Annotated in this window: 17 protein-coding genes; 7 read left to right on the top strand and 10 right to left on the bottom strand. The window is 71.1% G+C overall.

Translation table 11 applies throughout. The features are described 5' to 3' along the window. Positions 1 to 2 precede the first annotated feature (2 nt). Complete coding sequence (locus M6B22_RS16275) at positions 3 to 941, bottom strand: ABC transporter substrate-binding protein (protein ID WP_269442619.1); 939 nt, start codon at positions 939 to 941, stop codon at positions 3 to 5. A gap of 175 nt (positions 942 to 1,116) precedes the next feature. Between M6B22_RS16275 and M6B22_RS16270 the strand changes: the two genes are divergently transcribed. Further along, positions 1,117 to 1,881 (top strand): IclR family transcriptional regulator, encoded by a 765-nt coding sequence (locus tag M6B22_RS16270; RefSeq protein ID WP_269442618.1) that lies wholly within the window; start codon positions 1,117 to 1,119, stop codon positions 1,879 to 1,881. A gap of 1 nt (position 1,882) precedes the next feature. On the opposite strand, the gene M6B22_RS16265 is transcribed toward M6B22_RS16270, so the two are convergent. Then, positions 1,883 to 2,803 carry a LysR family transcriptional regulator gene (locus M6B22_RS16265; RefSeq protein WP_269442617.1) on the bottom strand — a complete coding sequence of 307 codons (921 nt, stop codon included), beginning with the start codon at positions 2,801 to 2,803 and terminating at the stop codon, positions 1,883 to 1,885. Between the two features lie 144 nt (positions 2,804 to 2,947). Between M6B22_RS16265 and M6B22_RS16260 the strand changes: the two genes are divergently transcribed. Beyond that, entirely contained in the window at positions 2,948 to 3,766 is an 819-nt protein-coding gene (locus tag M6B22_RS16260) for a HalD/BesD family halogenase (RefSeq protein ID WP_269442616.1), read from the top strand. A gap of 18 nt (positions 3,767 to 3,784) precedes the next feature. Here M6B22_RS16260 and glgC read toward each other — a convergent pair whose 3' ends face one another. Continuing rightward, the gene (gene glgC / locus M6B22_RS16255) at positions 3,785 to 5,005 is read right to left on the bottom strand and encodes a glucose-1-phosphate adenylyltransferase (RefSeq protein WP_269442615.1); all 1,221 of its coding nucleotides are present in this window, start codon (positions 5,003 to 5,005) and stop codon (positions 3,785 to 3,787) included. Between the two features lie 83 nt (positions 5,006 to 5,088). Between glgC and glgA the strand changes: the two genes are divergently transcribed. Next, a complete protein-coding gene (gene glgA, locus M6B22_RS16250) occupies positions 5,089 to 6,252 on the top strand; it encodes a glycogen synthase (protein WP_269442614.1) in 1,164 nt (387 codons plus the stop codon). 178 nt (positions 6,253 to 6,430) lie between these two features. On the opposite strand, the gene M6B22_RS16245 is transcribed toward glgA, so the two are convergent. Next, positions 6,431 to 7,666, bottom strand: a complete 1,236-nt coding sequence (locus M6B22_RS16245) for a leucyl aminopeptidase family protein (protein WP_269442613.1) — start codon at positions 7,664 to 7,666, stop codon at positions 6,431 to 6,433. 78 nt (positions 7,667 to 7,744) lie between these two features. Beyond that, on the bottom strand, positions 7,745 to 7,912 hold the full coding sequence (locus tag M6B22_RS16240) for a DUF3117 domain-containing protein (protein WP_269442612.1): 168 nt from the start codon (positions 7,910 to 7,912) through the stop codon (positions 7,745 to 7,747). 163 nt (positions 7,913 to 8,075) lie between these two features. On the opposite strand from M6B22_RS16240, the gene M6B22_RS16235 reads away from it, so the two are divergent. After that, positions 8,076 to 8,864, top strand: coding sequence for an enoyl-CoA hydratase-related protein (locus tag M6B22_RS16235; RefSeq protein WP_269442611.1), 789 nt, complete (start codon positions 8,076 to 8,078; stop codon positions 8,862 to 8,864). Between the two features lie 6 nt (positions 8,865 to 8,870). Here M6B22_RS16235 and M6B22_RS16230 read toward each other — a convergent pair whose 3' ends face one another. Together M6B22_RS16230 and M6B22_RS16225 are read right to left on the bottom strand one after the other, a co-directional pair. Continuing rightward, complete coding sequence (locus M6B22_RS16230) at positions 8,871 to 9,440, bottom strand: DNA-3-methyladenine glycosylase I (protein WP_269442610.1); 570 nt, start codon at positions 9,438 to 9,440, stop codon at positions 8,871 to 8,873. Next, complete coding sequence (locus M6B22_RS16225) at positions 9,418 to 9,909, bottom strand: DivIVA domain-containing protein (protein WP_269442609.1); 492 nt, start codon at positions 9,907 to 9,909, stop codon at positions 9,418 to 9,420. The genes M6B22_RS16230 and M6B22_RS16225 overlap by 23 nt, the downstream gene beginning before the upstream one ends. 139 nt (positions 9,910 to 10,048) lie before the next feature. Here M6B22_RS16225 and M6B22_RS16220 point away from each other — a divergent pair, with 139 nt between their 5' ends. Beyond that, a complete protein-coding gene (locus M6B22_RS16220; RefSeq protein WP_269442608.1) occupies positions 10,049 to 10,771 on the top strand; it encodes an enoyl-CoA hydratase/isomerase family protein in 723 nt (240 codons plus the stop codon). Here M6B22_RS16220 and M6B22_RS16215 read toward each other — a convergent pair. The 3 genes from M6B22_RS16215 to dapE are packed head-to-tail and all read right to left on the bottom strand — an operon-like array spanning position 10,728 to position 13,240. Beyond that, positions 10,728 to 11,306, bottom strand: coding sequence for an LOG family protein (locus M6B22_RS16215; RefSeq protein ID WP_269442607.1), 579 nt, complete (start codon positions 11,304 to 11,306; stop codon positions 10,728 to 10,730). The genes M6B22_RS16220 and M6B22_RS16215 overlap by 44 nt on opposite strands. Next, positions 11,306 to 12,115, bottom strand: coding sequence for an LOG family protein (locus tag M6B22_RS16210; RefSeq protein ID WP_269442606.1), 810 nt, complete (start codon positions 12,113 to 12,115; stop codon positions 11,306 to 11,308). The genes M6B22_RS16215 and M6B22_RS16210 overlap by 1 nt, the downstream gene beginning before the upstream one ends. Positions 12,116 to 12,169: 54 nt before the next feature. Next, positions 12,170 to 13,240, bottom strand: a complete 1,071-nt coding sequence (gene dapE, locus M6B22_RS16205; protein ID WP_269442605.1) for a succinyl-diaminopimelate desuccinylase — start codon at positions 13,238 to 13,240, stop codon at positions 12,170 to 12,172. Positions 13,241 to 13,280: 40 nt separating this feature from the next. Between dapE and dapD the strand changes: the two genes are divergently transcribed. Both dapD and M6B22_RS16195 read left to right on the top strand, forming a co-directional pair. Next, complete coding sequence (dapD, locus tag M6B22_RS16200) at positions 13,281 to 14,222, top strand: 2,3,4,5-tetrahydropyridine-2,6-dicarboxylate N-succinyltransferase (RefSeq protein ID WP_269442604.1); 942 nt, start codon at positions 13,281 to 13,283, stop codon at positions 14,220 to 14,222. A gap of 4 nt (positions 14,223 to 14,226) precedes the next feature. Next, positions 14,227 to 15,084, top strand: a complete 858-nt coding sequence (locus M6B22_RS16195; protein ID WP_269442603.1) for a hypothetical protein — start codon at positions 14,227 to 14,229, stop codon at positions 15,082 to 15,084. Positions 15,085 to 15,285 lie beyond the last annotated feature (201 nt).

Genomic DNA, 15,285 nt, shown 5'->3' with positions numbered 1-15,285 from the left:
GCCTAGCTCTGGGCTCCGTTGATCACCGACTCGGTGATCGCACCGTCGCTCAGGTCCCACTTCTTCAGCATGTCGGCGTAGTCGCCGTTCGCGATCAGCTCGGTCATCGCGGCCTGAACCGCCTTGGCCATGCCGTTGTCCTTAGGCAGCGCGATGCCGTACGGCGCGGTGCCGAAGGGCTTGCCGCTTTCTTTGAACTGCCCGTTGGACTGCTGGATGATGTAGGCGACCGGCGGCGAGTCGGCGAAACCGACGTCCGCGCGCCCGCTCGACACTGCGAGGTTCGCCCCGCTCTGGTCGGAGAACTGCTGCACCGTCACCGCCTGCTTGCCCGCGGCCGTGCACTTCTTGGACTGCGCGAGCGCATCGGACTGCTCGGTGGTGCCGTTCTCGACCGCGACCTTGGCGCCGCACAGTGAGTCGAGGCCGTCGAAGGTCTTGCTGCTGTCGGACTTGACGTAGAAGCTCTCGCCGGCGGAGAAGTACGTGACGAAGTCGACGATCTTCTCACGCTCCTTGTTGTCGGTGAACGAGGACATGCCGACGTCGTACTTGCCGCTCTGCAGACCGGGAATGATCGCGTCGAACGTGGCATTCACTTCGTTCACCTTGAGCCCGAGCAGCTTGCCCAGGGCGAAGCCGAGATCGGCGTCCATGCCGATGATGGGCGACTTGGTCCCCGGCTTGAAGAACTCCATCGGCGGATAGCTCGCATCCATCGCGATGGTGATCTCGCCCTTGGACTTGATCGCGGCCGGCACGAGCGCGGCAGCTGCCGACTCGGTCGCCGACGCAGAGCCCGCGCCGGTAGCAGGACTGGTGCCCGCAGGAGTGTTGCCCGGCGAATTGCCGCCCTTGCTGGAGCCGCAACCGGACAGCACCACGCTCGCGGCCACCAGCGCGCCGGTGAATCCGATCAAGATCCTTCTGTGAGCACGCACTTCGATCCTCCTTGAGGGGCAACGGCCCTACCCTAGCCAGCTGTCCGCCGCCCATACACGCGCCACGGCCCTGCCGCATCTGGGTGGGTGGGTCATATGTGACCGGAAGTTGGCTCCGAGCACCACGCCTATTCAGTAATGTCTGGTATCCCAGACTACGACTAGGCTACGGTGCGTGGCCGAAGTACCCGCTGCGGCGCAGGCGCTCGCAATCCTGCGCTTCCTCGCGCGCCAGGCCGGCCCCGTCCAGGCAGGGACGATCACGCGGGAGCTCAATCTGCCGCGATCTACGACATATCACCTGCTCGCAACCTTGCAGGCCGCTGGTTTCGTCGTGCATTTGCCGGAAGACCGCCGGTATGCCCTGGGAATCGGCGCGTACGAACTGGGGACCGGGTATACCCGGCAAGCTCCGCTGCAACGCCTGGCCCGGGTACCCCTGGCCACCCTGGTCGATCGCACCCACTACAGCGCTCACCTCGCGGTGCTGCACGGCCGCGACGTCGTCTACGTGATCGAGGAGCGCGCGCCGGGGCAACCCTCGCTCGTGACCGACGTCGACGTCCGGTTACCGGCCCAACTCACCGCGAGCGGCCGGGCCATGCTCGCCGCCCTTCCCGTGCAACACGTGCGCGCCCTGTTCCCGGGCCCCGCCGCGTTCGTGCTTCGCAACGAGTGCGGCCCTCAGTCGCTGTCCGCGCTGCGCCAACTGCTGGTGACGGTGCGGCGCGACGGCTACGCGGTCGAGAACGGCGAGGTCACGCCCGGTTTCGCCTCGATCGCGGCGGCGGTGCTCGATCATGCCCAGCACCCGATCGCATCGGTGGCGCTGACGTTCGCGGACATCGGCGTCGACGCAGCGCAACGCGACCAGTTGGCCAGACGGGTCATCGACACCGCCGCGCGCATCAGCCGGCGCTTCAGCGGACGCGGCAACTGAGCTACTGAGCCAGGCCCGACTCGGCGAGCCGATGTTCGCGCAGCGCCTCCTGCTGAGCCAGTCGCGTGAACGCGTCCGCGGCCGGCACCCGGTGCCTGTCGCGATGCCACGCGATGCCCACGACGCGCGGCGGAACACCGGCCAGAGGCCGCACGCACATCTCGGAACGATTCGGATCGACCGACAGCCACGACACGACGGCCGCCCCGAGCCCCTCGGCCGCCAGCCCGAGGATCGTGCCGTTGTCGTTGGAGCGCAGGACGACCTGGTGTGCCAACTCGGGGCGCCCCAGCCGATTCTCGATCGCGTGCACCTCACGCATGTGCGCGTACGTCACCAACGGCACGCCCACCAGGTCGCTCAGCCGCACCGGCCCGGACCCCGATCCCAGAGCATGGTCGCGATGGGTGGCGACGACGTACGGGTCGACCATGAGCTCGACGTGGGCGAACGGGCCAGGCGGCATCGGGTAGACGACGAAGCTCAGATCGAGTTCGCCGCGTTCCACGGCGTGCAGCAACTCGCCGTCGTCCTCGGCCTCGGTGAGTTCGACGCGCACCTGCGGCCAACCCCGGTGAAAGGCGCTGAGCAGCCGGGGCAGGATGCGCACCCCGACACTCTGATAGCACCCGATCCGCAGTACCCCCGCCGAGCCGTCGCGCAGCGCATCGAGATCGGCCTGAGCACTCGCCATCCGCGCCAGGATCGCTTCGGCATGCGTTCGCAGCACCTGGCCGGCCGCCGTCAGCACCACCGGCCGTGGCCCTCCCGGCCGTTCGATCAGCGCGTGCCCGACCGCGCGCTCGAGCCGGTGAATCTGTTGGCTGACCGCGGACTGGGTGAATCCGAGGCTGTCCGCCGCGCGGCTGAACGAGCCCTCTCGACCGACCGCGACCAGCGCGATCAAGGTGCGCGGATCCATCGGCACACTATAAGCGCTGCTACTGCTAATGGCGATGAACTGTACTTGCCCTAATGCGGCCTGGGAGCGGACGCTGAGGGCACCCCACCGCGGGCGCTGCGCGATCACCCGCCACCCGCCGATGGCAGCCGCGAAGGAGCACGCATGACCAGCACCGTCACTCGTCCGCCGTACGCCGACGTCGTGGACCTGGACGCCTATCCGATCCACCGGTTGGACTCCGACCCGGGCCAGGCACTCGTCGCCCGCTGTCGTGCCGAACTCGCCGCCGACGGCGTGTGCAACCTGCCGGGGTTCCTCACCCCGGCAGCGGCGGCCCGAATGGTCGCCCTGGCCGAAGAACTCGCCGATCGAGCCTGGCGATCGGACCAGACGCACACGATCTACTTCGAGCCGGTCGATGACACCGTCCCCGCCGAACACCCCCGGGCGCACACGGTTCGCTCGGCCAAGCGCGGGATCGCCTACGACTACATTCCGCCGGACGCGCCACTGCGCAGGCTGTACGAGTCGGACGACATGACCCGGTTCATCGCTGCGGCACTCGGGATCGCCACGCTGTACCGCAGCGCGGATCCGCTCGACGCCTTGCAGATGACCGCATTCCATCCCGGCGAGGAACTCGGCTGGCACTTCGACCGCAGCGAGTTCTCCGTCACGGTCATGTACCAGCAGCCCGAGGCCGGTGGCGAGTTCGTCTACGTGCCGGGGCTGCGTACGGCCGACGACCCGAACTACGCCGGCGTCCAGGCGGTGCTCCAGGGGGACCCGAGCAACACCAGAGTGCTACCCAGCGCACCGGGGACCCTGGCGTTCTTCCACGGCCACAACGCCCTGCACCGGGTGACACCGATCGAGGGCGCGCGGCCGCGCATCAACTCGGTACTCACCTACGGCGAGGTTCCGGACATGAAGCTGAACGACCTGACCTCGCAGCTGTTCTACGGCCGCATGTCACGCTGAACCGCGAGTCGATGGGGATCAGGGCAGCGCGAGCTGGCTCTTGCCGAGCACCACGATGCCGCTCTCGGTGACGTGGTAGCGCTCGCGGTCCAGGTCGGGCTCGACGCCGATGTGCGCACCCTCGGGCACCACGACGTCCTTGTCCAGGATGGCCCGGCGCACCACGGCGCCGCGCCCGATCTGCACGCCGTCCATGAGCACCGAGCCCTCGACGTACGCGCCGGCGAGCAGCCGCACGTTCGGCGAGAGCACGCTGTGCCGCACCGTCCCGCCGGCGACGATCGTGCCCGACCCGACGAGCGACTCCTGCGCGATGCCGCCCTCGACGAACTTGGCCGAGGGCAGGTGCGGGTGGTGCGTGTAGATCGGCCATTGCTGGTTGTAGAGGTTGAAGATCGGGTGCACCGCGACCAGGTCGGTGTGCGCGTCGTAGTAGGCGTCCAGCGTCCCGACGTCGCGCCAGTACCCGCTGTCGCGCTCCTCCGCCCCGGGGACGTCGTTGTCGGCGAAGTCGTACACGTACGCGTCGCCCTGCTTGACCATCATCGGCATGATCGAGCCGCCCATGTCATGGACGGAGTCCTCGTCCTCCGCGTCCTGCTTGAGCGCCTCGAGCAGCACCGAGGTGGTGAAGACGTAGTTGCCCATAGACGCGAACGTCTGGTCGGGCGCATCGGGCAGGCCGGGCGGGTTGGTCGGCTTCTCCAGGAACTCCAGCACCCGGCCGTCGGCGGCGGCGTCGATGACGCCGAAGGAGGAGGCCTCCTCGCGCGGCACCCGGATGCCGGCCACGGTGGCCCCCGCCCCGGACTCGATGTGCTGGGCGACCATCTGCCGCGGGTCCATCCGGTACACGTGGTCGGCGCCGAACACGATGATGTAGTCCGGCTTGTCGTCGTAGATCAGGTTCGAGGACTGCAGGATCGCATCGGCGCTGCCGGTGTACCAGCGCGGTCCGAGGCGCTGCTGCGCGGGAACCGGCGTGATGTAGTTGCCGGTCAGGCCCGACATCCGCCAGGTCTGGGTGATGTGCCGGTCCAGCGAGTGCGACTTGTACTGGGTCAGCACGCAGATGCGCAGGTATCCGGCGTTCACCAGGTTCGACAGCACGAAGTCGATCAGCCGGTAGTTCCCGCCGAACGGCACGGCAGGCTTGGCACGGTCCGCGGTGAGCGGCCACAGTCGCTTGCCCTCGCCGCCGGCGAGCACCATTCCGAGGACGCGCGGCTCCTTAGCCACGGCACCCGTCCCGCCTCGCGCCAGCCGTCATAGGACAACACTAGCGATCCGGGCGGATCTGCACAGCGGGCTAAGGTCACCTCATGCGAGTGGCCGTGCTGAGTCGCGAGTACCCCCCGGAGGTATATGGGGGTGCCGGCGTGCACGTCGAGTTCCTCGTCCGCGAGCTGCGGCGCCTGGTGGATGTCGAGGTGCACTGCTTCGGCGCGGACCGGCCCGAGGCGGGCGTGCACGCCTACGCGCCGCCGGCCGAGCTGGCGGCGGCCAACGCCGCAGTGCGCACTCTCGGTGTCGATCTGGCGATCGCGGCCGCGGTCGGAACGGCGGACGTGCTGCACTCGCACACCTGGTACGCGAACCTGGCCGGGGTGCTCGGGGCGCAACTGCACGGCGTCCCGCACGTGCTCACCGCGCATTCGCTGGAACCGCACCGGCCGTGGAAGTCCGAGCAGCTCGGCGGCGGCTACCGCGTCTCGTCGTGGGCCGAACGGCAGGCCTACGAAACGGCCGACGCGATCGTCGCGGTGTCCTACGGCATGCGCGCGGACGTCCTGGACGCCTACCCGTTCGTCGACCCCGCGCGGGTGCACGTGATCCACAACGGCATCGACACCGGGCTGTACGCGCCGAACCCCGACGCCGAGGTGGCACTGCGGTACGGGATCGACCCGACGCGTCCGTCGGTGCTCTTCGTCGGCCGGATCACGCGGCAGAAGGGGCTGACCCACCTGCTGGCCGCGGCCCGCAGCTTCGACCCGGCGATCCAGCTGGTGCTCTGCGCGGGCGCGCCGGACACCGCCGAGTTGGCCGCCGACACCGAGTCGACCGTTGCCGCGTTGTCAGCCGAGCGCACCGGGGTGGTGTGGATCCGGGACATGCTGCCGCGCGCCGAGCTCACCGCGCTGCTGACGGCGGCCAGCGTGTTCGTGTGCCCGTCGGTGTACGAGCCGCTGGGCATCGTGAACCTGGAGGCGATGGCCTGCGAGACCGCGGTCGTGGCAAGCGCGGTGGGCGGCATCCCGGAGGTCGTCGCGGACGGGCTCACCGGGCTGCTCGTACCCCAGCTGGCGGTGACGAGCGAGGAGTTCGAGGCCGGGCTGGCCGACGCGGTGAACACGCTGTGCGGCGACCCGGACCGCGCGGCCGCGATGGGCCGGGCCGGTCGCGAGCGGGCCGTCACCGAGTTCGGCTGGGACGCCATCGCGCACCGCACCGTCGAGCTGTACCGCTCACTGTTGGCCCCGTAGCAGGCGGTTCTGCGGCGTGTCGCCCTGCAGCGCGGTCCGGCGGCTTGCGCTTCCCCCACCGTCTGCCCAAATTTCTTGCGCTCCCCCCATCCAGTTCCCAGATCCAGGCCGCGGATCTCGTCGGCCGGTGGGGGAAGCCGCAGCAATCTCGTCGGCCGGTGGGGGAAGCGGGACGAGCTCAGCCGAGGGAGGCGACCCAGCGGGCCAGCAGCCGCGCGCCGAAGCCGGTCGCCCCCTTGGTCAACAGCCCGTCGTCCTTCGGTGCCCGCGCGGGTCCGGCGACGTCCAGGTGCGCCCACGGCAGGCCGCGCGTGAACGGCTGCAGGAACAGCGCGGCCGTGATCGCCCCCGGATTGCCCGGCGCGTTGTTCGCATCGGCGACGTCCGAGCGCAGCAGGCCCGCGTACTCGGCCTGCAGCGGCATCCGCCACAGCGGTTCGCCGACGGCAGCGCCGGCACGGGTCAGTGCGGTGGCCAGCCGGTCGTCGGTCGCGAACAGGCCACCGGTGCGCAGCCCCAGCGCGATCTTCATGGCGCCGGTCAGCGTCGCGATGTCCACCAGCGCGGTGGGCCGAAGCCGCGCGGCCGCGTAGGCCAGCGCGTCGGCGAGGACGAGGCGGCCTTCGGCGTCGGTGTTGCCCACCTCGCTGGTACGGCCGCCGTAGTGCCGCAGCACGTCGCTGGGCCGCATCGCCGTGCCGGAGAAGGAGTTCTCGGCGGCGGGCACGAGCGCGGTGACCCGCACCGGCACCTCGTCCTGCGCGACCAGCCGCAGCGCGGCCAGCACCGCGGCGCCACCGGCCATGTCGGTGTGCATCATCCGCATCGAGTCGCCCGGCTTGAGGTTGATGCCGCCGGTGTCGAACGTGATCCCCTTGCCGACGAGGACGGCATGCACACCCGGCTTCGCGCGCCGTGGCCGCCACGACGCCTCGATCAGCCGCGGCGCGGACGCCGATCCGGCCCCGACCGCGAGGACGCCGCCGAAGCCCTGTTCGGCCAGCCACTGCTCGTCCCGGGTCAGCACCTCGACGCCGACCGTGCCGAGTTCGCGCGCCGCCTGCGCGGCGAGCCAGGCCGGCGTCTTGGTCGACGCGGGCGTGTTCGCCAGGTCCCGCGCCCACACGGTCGCGGCGGCCGCGCGCAGGCCCCGGGCGAGCGCGGCGGCGTCATCGGCGCCGGCCAGCTCGACGAGCCGCCGTGGCGCGTCCGCGATCCGGTACGCGCCCAGGACGAGTCCCTCGGCGAGGGCGCTCAGCCGCTCACCGGCCAGCCCGGTCGCGTCCAGCACGGTCTGCTCGCTGCCGAGGCCGCGGGCCAGTTCGCCGGCCCGGCGGCGCACTTCGTCGGTGCTGCGCGCCCGGGGAGCCGGTGGCGCGCCGGGCGCGGGTGCAGCGAGGCGGACGTCGAGCATGGTCCTGATCCTTCCGCAGCCCGCAAACGCCTCCGGCCCCGGCTCCCACATCGGGAACCGGGGCCGGAGGTTCTGGTATCAGCTGACGACCGACTTGAGGGCGTCGCCGAGAGCGCTCGCCTCGTCCGCGGACATCTCGACGACGAGCCGTCCACCTCCTTCGAGCGGGACGCGCATCACGATGCCGCGCCCCTCCTTGGTGACCTCGAGCGGACCGTCGCCCGTCCGCGGCTTCATGGCCGCCATGCGTACCTCCTCGATGAGCGACGCGCGCTCACGTGTCGACAACCCGGTGCGGCGGAGAACTGCCGTCCCGTCGTTGTGACCATTCTCCCGCATCGGCACCCGCTCTCCCAACCCCGGGTCCGCGCTAGGGTCCGTGGCAATGCCCACCGAAAGGGACATACGGATGTCTGACGTGCTGCTGATCGATCGGGCGGACGGAGTCGCGACGCTGACGCTGAACCGCCCGGAGTCGATGAACTCGCTGTCGGTCGAGTTGAAGGAGGCGCTCGGCACGGCCGTCGACGAGGTCGCCCGCGACGCGTCGGTGCGTGCGGTCGTGCTCACCGGCAACGGCCGTGGGTTCTGCGTGGGGCAGGACCTTCGCGAGCACGTCGCCTTGCTGGAGGCCGGTGATCCGGCGCCGCTGGACACGGTCACCGTGCACTACAACCCGATCGTGACTCACCTGGTGGGCATGCCCAAGCCGGTGATCGCCGCGGTGAACGGGATGGCCGCGGGCGCCGGTGCAGGGCTGGCCTTCGCGTGCGACTTCCGCATCGCATCGCCCTCCGCGGGGTTCCTGCTCGCCTTCGCCAATGTGGGGCTGACCCTGGACAGCGGGGTGTCGTGGACGCTGCAGCGCCTGATCGGTTCGGCGCGCGCGACCTCGCTCGCGCTGCTGGCCGAGCCGGTGACGGCCGAGGCGGCGCTGGAGATGGGCCTGGTGAACGCGGTCGTCGAGCCGGACCGGGTGCTGCCCGCGGCGCAGGAACTCGCCTCCCGGCTCGCCGCCGGGCCCACCGCCGCCTACGGCGCGATCAAGGAGTCCATCGCGTTCGCGGCGTCCTCGACGCTCGCCGAATCGCTGGCCAAGGAGGCCGAACTGCAGAACGCGATGGGACGGACCGAGGACCATCGCAACGCCACGGCCGCGTTCGTCGCCAAGCAGAAGCCGGTCTTCACCGGCCGCTGAAGGCCCTCAACTCGCGCGCCAGCAGGTCGCGACGTGGTCGTCGACCATCCCGGTCGCCTGCATCAGCGCGTACGCCGTGGTCGGTCCGACGAACTTCAAGCCGCGCCGTTTGAGCTCCTTGGCCATCGCGACCGAGGCCGTCGACGTGGCCGGGACGTCGGTCAGCGACGCGGGACGGGCGGCGGGCGGGACGGGGGCAAAGGACCACAACAGCTCGTCCAGCCCCTCGGGCACCGCGTCGCGGATCGCGCGCGCGTTCGCGATGGTTGCCTCGATCTTGGCCCGGTTACGGACGATGCCCGGATCGCCGAGCAGCCGCGCGACGTCGCCGTCGTCGAAGCCGGCCACGGTGTCCACGTCGAAGTCCGCGAACGCCGTGCGGAACGCCGGCCGCTTGCGCAAGATGATCAGCCAGGACAGCCCGGACTGGAACGCCTCCAGCGAAAGGCGCTCGAACAGCGGAGCCTCGCCGTGCAGCGGCGTCCCCCATTCGGTGTCGTGGTAGTCGACGTACTCCGGCGCCGCGGTCGCCCAGCCGCAGCGGGGCCGCTCGTCAACGTTCGTCGGGTTCGGCATCGACGGCCTCTCGTGGCGCCTCGCGTTCGAGGTCGGACGATCCGTCCCCGGCCGGTTCGCTCTCGCCCGGTTCGCTCTCGCCCGGTTCGCTCTCGGCCGCGTACGACTGCTCGCTGTACGGGTTGACACCCTGCGGCTGCGGCTGCGGCTGCAGCGCGGCGGACGGTGCCGGGCCGGCCAGCTCAGCGCGCAACCGGGCGATCTCGGCGTCACGCGCGCGAAGCTCATCGCCGAGCCGGTCGAGCAGCAGGTCGGTCTCGGCGAAGCGGTAGCCGCGCAGCGCGACGGGCAGCCGCACCTCGGCGACGTCGGAAGCGGTCAGCTCGCGGGTGGCCGGCAACGCCCACGGCGCGTCGTCACGGACCGCGGGCGCGATCTGTTCTCCGGCGGGCAGCACCTTGGCCGCGACGACGTACAGCACGACCATGATCACGATGGCCAGCAGCCCGTACCCCGCCAGAGTCAGCACGCCTCGATCGTGTCATGCCGCACCGTCGACCCGCCGAACTGTCTAGCCGCCGCACAGGAACGCGCCGCTTCGGCGACGTTCAGCCGGCCTTGCTCACAGTGCCGGGACAACGCCACCGGCACCGTGATGGACTACCCGGATGCCACAACCCACCGTGCTGCACCAGCGCGTCGCACCCGGCATCGCCGTGCTCAGGCTCAACCGGCCGGACAAGCGCAACGCTCTCGACACCGCGACCACCGAACTGTTCGCGGACAGCCTGGACGAGCTCGCCGGCGACCCCGAACTGCGCGCGCTGGTCATCTCCAGCACCGACCCGCGCGCGCTGTGCGCCGGGGCCGACATCGGCGAGAGCCTGGACCACGACGGCGGCATCGCCCGGATGGCCGCCTACACGCGGATGTACGCGGCGATCGAGTCGTTCCCGGTGCCGACGGTGGCGGTGTGCGTCGGCAACTGCGTCGGCGCAGGCGCCGAGATCGCCGCCGGGGCCGACCTGCGCGTCGGCGGCGACAACCTCAAGCTGGCCTGGGCGGGAGCACGGCTCGGCGTGCCGGTGGGGCCGGCCCGTCTCGCACCGCTGATCGGCCTGGCCCGCGCGAAGGATCTGGTGTTCACCGGTCGCACGATCGGCATGGACGAGGCGCGCGATCTCGGACTGCTGCACCGGACGGCCACCGCCGCCGAGGCCGAAGCCGTGGCCCTGGACGTCGCCGCACAGATCGCCCGGCAGGACCCGCGCGGCGTCCGCGTGCTCAAGGCGATGTTCGCCGAGCTGGACGGCTCCGCGACCCGGGTCGCCTATGAGAACCGGCAGCTCATGCAGTTCCAGGAGCACGGCCAGGGGCTTCCGCGGGGCTGAGTTCGGCGAGCAGCGCGAACGCCTCGTCCACCGACCGCGCGCGCACCAGGGTGTCCAACGCGGACTGGCGCACGAAACCGCGCTCGTGCAGCGCATCCAGCCACTCCCACAGCGGTGCGTAGAACCGGTCGACGTCGAGCACGATCACCGGCTTGGCGTGTATGCCCAGCGAGGCGGACGTCCACATCTCGAACAGCTCCTCGAGCGTGCCGATACCGCCTGGCAGGGCGAGCACCGCATCGCTACGCTCGTCCATCACCCTTTTGCGCTCGCGCATGGTGTCCACGACCACGAGTTCGGCGGCGTCGGTGTCGGCGACCTCGAGCGGGACGAGGTGGGCGGGAATGACGCCGAGGGTGAACGCGCCGCCGTCACGCGCGCCCCGGGCAACGGCGCCCATCATCGAGACCCGGCCACCGCCGGAGACCAGCGAGTGCCCGTCGGCCGCGAGGCGGCGGCCGACCTGGTAGGCGAGTTCCTCGAAGGAGGGATCGATGCCCTGCGACGACGCGCAGTACACGCAGACAGCGGCCACTATCGGACGTCGTTCGTTCTGGCCACCGCGGCGACCGCTCGCTCCTCGGCTGCCTGCTGCGCGGACCGCTCCTGCGCGGCCTCGACGATGCGCGCGACGATCTGGTCCACGTCGTCGCTCACGTAGATCAGGTCCAGGTCGGTGGACCGGACCTTCCCGCCGGCCTGGACCGGCCCGCGGAGCCAGTCGATCAGCCCGCCCCAGTACTCGGTGCCGTAGAGGATCACCGGGAACCGGGTCACCTTGCGCGTCTGCACGAGCGTCAACGCCTCGAACGTCTCGTCCAGCGTGCCGAAGCCACCCGGCATGATCACGAACGCCTGCGCGTACTTGACGAACATCGTCTTGCGCGCGAAGAAGTACCGGAAGTTGACGCCGACGTCCACCCAGTCGTTGAGCTTCTGCTCGAACGGCAGCTCGATGCCCAGCCCGACCGACACCCCGCCCGCCTCGGACGCGCCGCGATTCACCGCCTCCATCGTGCCCGGGCCGCCGCCGGTGATCACGGCGTAGCCGGCGTGCGCGAGCGCGGCGCCCAGCGCGATGCCCGCGTCGTACTCCGGACTGCCCGGCCTGGTGCGTGCGGAGCCGAACACCGACACCGCTGCCGGCAGCTCCGCGAGCAGCCCGAAGCCCTCGACGAACTCGCTCTGGATCCGCAGCACCCGCCACGGGTCGGTGTGCAGCCACTCCGTCGGGCCGCGGGAGTCGAGCAGCCGCTGGTCGGTGGTGCTTCCCTCCTTCACCTGGCTGCGGCGGTACAGCACCGGGCCACGCTGGTGCTCGCGGGAGTCGTGCGCCGAAGACATGCGCTGAACGTTATCGCTCGCACCCGCGCCGGCGCCGCGTGCGGTGCACCGCGGTCAGTCGCGGGCGAGGAAGCGGACGAGTGCGCCCTCGACCGAGCGGACCTGCGCCAGTGACACGTGCTCCTCGGGCTTGTGCGCCAGGTTCGAGTCACCCGGGCCGAAGTTGACGGCCGGGATGCCCAGTTCGCCGAACCGTGCGACGTCCGTCCAGCCGAGCTTGGCCCGCGGCTCGCGCCCGACTGCTGCCACGATCGCCTTCGGCAGCAACGAATCCAGTCCGGGGCGCGCCGCCGGCGCGAGGTCGGTCACATCCAGTTCGAAGCCGACGAACACCTCGCGCACATGCTGTTCGGCCTGTTCCGCCGAGCGGTCCGGCGCGAACCGGTAGTTGACGGTGACCGTGCACTCGTCCGGGATCACGTTGCCGGCCACTCCGCCGCTGATCGCCACCGCGTTGAGCCCCTCGCGGTAGCGCAGCCCCTCGACGTCGACCTCGCGGGCGCGGTATTCGGCCAGCCTCGCCAGGATCGGAGCCGCCGCGTGGATCGCGTTCTCGCCGAGCCACGAGCGGGCACTGTGGGCCCGCACACCGCGGGTGCGCACGACCGCGCGCAGCGTCCCCTGGCAACCACCCTCGATGCCGCCGTCGGTCGGCTCGAGCAGGATCGCGAGATCGCCGGCGAGGACGTCCGGACGGTCGCGGGCGAGCCGGCCGAGCCCGTTGCGAGCGGCCTCGACCTCCTCGCAGTCGTAGCAGACCCAGGTCAGCTCGACACCAGGACGCAGCTCCCCCGTCCCGACCAGGTGCGCGACCCGCAGCATCACCGCGAGGCCGGATTTCATGTCGGTCGCGCCGCACCCGTGCAGCAGGTCGCCCTCGACCCGGGACGGCACGTTGCCCGCGATCGGGACGGTGTCCAGGTGCCCGGCCAGCACGACGCGTTGCGTCCGCCCGCCGTCGGTGCGCGCCAGCACGACGTTGCCGTCGCGTTCCACGCTCAGCCCCGGGCAGCCGCGCAGCGCCGTCTCCACCTGGTCGGCCAGCGCCGCCTCGTTGCCCGACACCGACTCGATGTCCACCAGGGCCGCCGTCAATCGGCCGGCGTCCACACCCAGATCCAGCACGCTGTGAGGCTACGTCACCGGCGCTGGTTACTGTGGCGGGGTGAGTTCCTCTCGAACGGCGTGGGGCTACGGGTTGTCGACGACCGACGCCGGCGGCACCGTGCTCGACACCTGGTTCCCGGAGCCGTCGCTCGGCCCGGCTCCGGCGACCGCTGCTCCGGCGCCCACGCTGACCGCGCTGACCGGCACGCACGGCACCGCGGGTGATCGCGGCGTGCAGGTCGACGTCGTGCTCTGCGAGATCGACCTGGACGCCCCGCCCGCGAACGTCCCTGACGCCTACCTGCGCCTGCATCTGCTCTCGCACCGGCTCGTCCAGCCGCGCGGCTGCAACCTCGACGGCATCTTCGGCGTGCTGTCCAACGTCGTGTGGACCAGCGCCGGCCCATGCGCGGTCGAAGGGTTCGAGGAGGTCCGAACCACCCTGCGCTACAAGGGGAACGTCACCGTCTTCGGCGTTGACAAGTTCCCCCGCATGGTGGACTACGTCGTGCCGAGCGGCGTGCGCATCGCCGACGCCGACCGGGTCCGGCTGGGTGCGCACCTGGCGCCGGGCACCGTGGTGATGCACGAGGGCTTCGTCAACTACAACGCCGGCACCCTCGGGGCGTCGATGGTCGAGGGTCGCATCTCGGCGGGCGTGATCGTCGACGACGGCTCGGACGTCGGCGGCGGAGCCTCGATCATGGGCACGCTGTCCGGCGGCGGCAAGGAGCAGATCCGGGTCGGGCGGCGCTGCCTGATCGGCGCCAACGCGGGGATCGGCATCTCCCTCGGCGACGACTGCGTGGTCGAGGCCGGCACCTACGTCACCGCCGGCTCGAAGCTCACGCTGCCCGACGGGTCCACCGTCAAGGCCGCCGAACTGTCCGGCAAGCCCGGCCTGCAGTTCTGGCGCAACAGCGTCACCGGAGCCCTGGAGGCACGCCCACGCTCCGGCGGTCCGGTCGAACTCAACGACGTCCTGCACAGCAACGACTGACCCCATGACCGGCCGCTCCAGGCGCGGTGTGATCATCGCGGTCGTCGTCGTAGTCGTCCTTGCAGTCGGCGGCTACTTCGCCGGCCGCGCCCTGTGGCACAGCGCGAAGTCCGCGCTCGCGTACGACCACTGCACCGTCGGCGACTACGAACTCGACCCCGACCAGGCCTCGGTCGCGGCCACCATGGTCGGCGCGGTGACCAGCTATCGGCCGGTGCTGCCAGAGCGGGCCGCCGTGCTCGTCCTGGCCGCCGGGCTGCAGGAGAGCAAGCTGCGCAACCTGGCTCCCGGTGAGGGTGATCGCGACTCGGTCGGCGTCCTGCAGCAACGCCCGTCCCAGGATTGGGGCAAGGTCGACGGCAAGCCGAACTCGACGACCGACCGCGAGAAGCGGCTCAACGACGTCTTCTTCGCGACCACGACGTTCCTCGACCACCTGATCAAGGTCGACGGCTGGCAGCAGATGACGCTCGCCGATGCGGTGCAGGCGGTGCAGATCTCCGCCGACGGCGGCGCCTACGCCCAGCACGAGGGTGAGGCGACCGCGCTCGCGAACGCGCTGCAGGGCAAGGTGGCGGCCGGCATCACCTGCGAGTTCGAGAAGCCGACGAAGGTGGCGACGACCGGGCAGGTGGTCAAGCTGGTCACCCGCGACCTGCCGGTGAACGCGCCGGCCGCCGCGGGACTGCAGGTGCGCGTCCCGGGGGCCGGATGGCAGACGGCGGCCTGGTTCGTCGCGAACGCCGACCGGCTCGGAATCGATCAGGTGGCGTACAAACAACGGCAGTGGAGCCGCACCAACGGCTGGCACGCCGCCTCGGCGTCGGCCGACGCCGTGGTCGCCACGATGTACCGACTGTAGGTCCGTGGTCGGGCGTTGCGCGGCTCGCGTCGCGTGGCTCGCGTCGCGTGGCTCGCGTCGCCGGGTCGCGCCGCCGCGTCGCGCCGCTGCGGGTCGCGTCGCCGGGTCGCGTCGCCGGGGCGCGCCGCCGGTCCGCGTCGACCGCTCGCGCCTGCCGCGCGCGGCTGACGTGCCCGTACGTGATCTGCGAACCGCCACCCG

It is taken from the genome of Jatrophihabitans cynanchi (genome assembly GCF_027247405.1).
Taxonomy (GTDB): Bacteria; Actinomycetota; Actinomycetes; order Mycobacteriales; family Jatrophihabitantaceae; genus Jatrophihabitans_B; species Jatrophihabitans_B cynanchi.
Note: the sequence above shows the minus strand (reverse complement) of the source record. Positions and strands in the feature narration are given on the sequence as shown.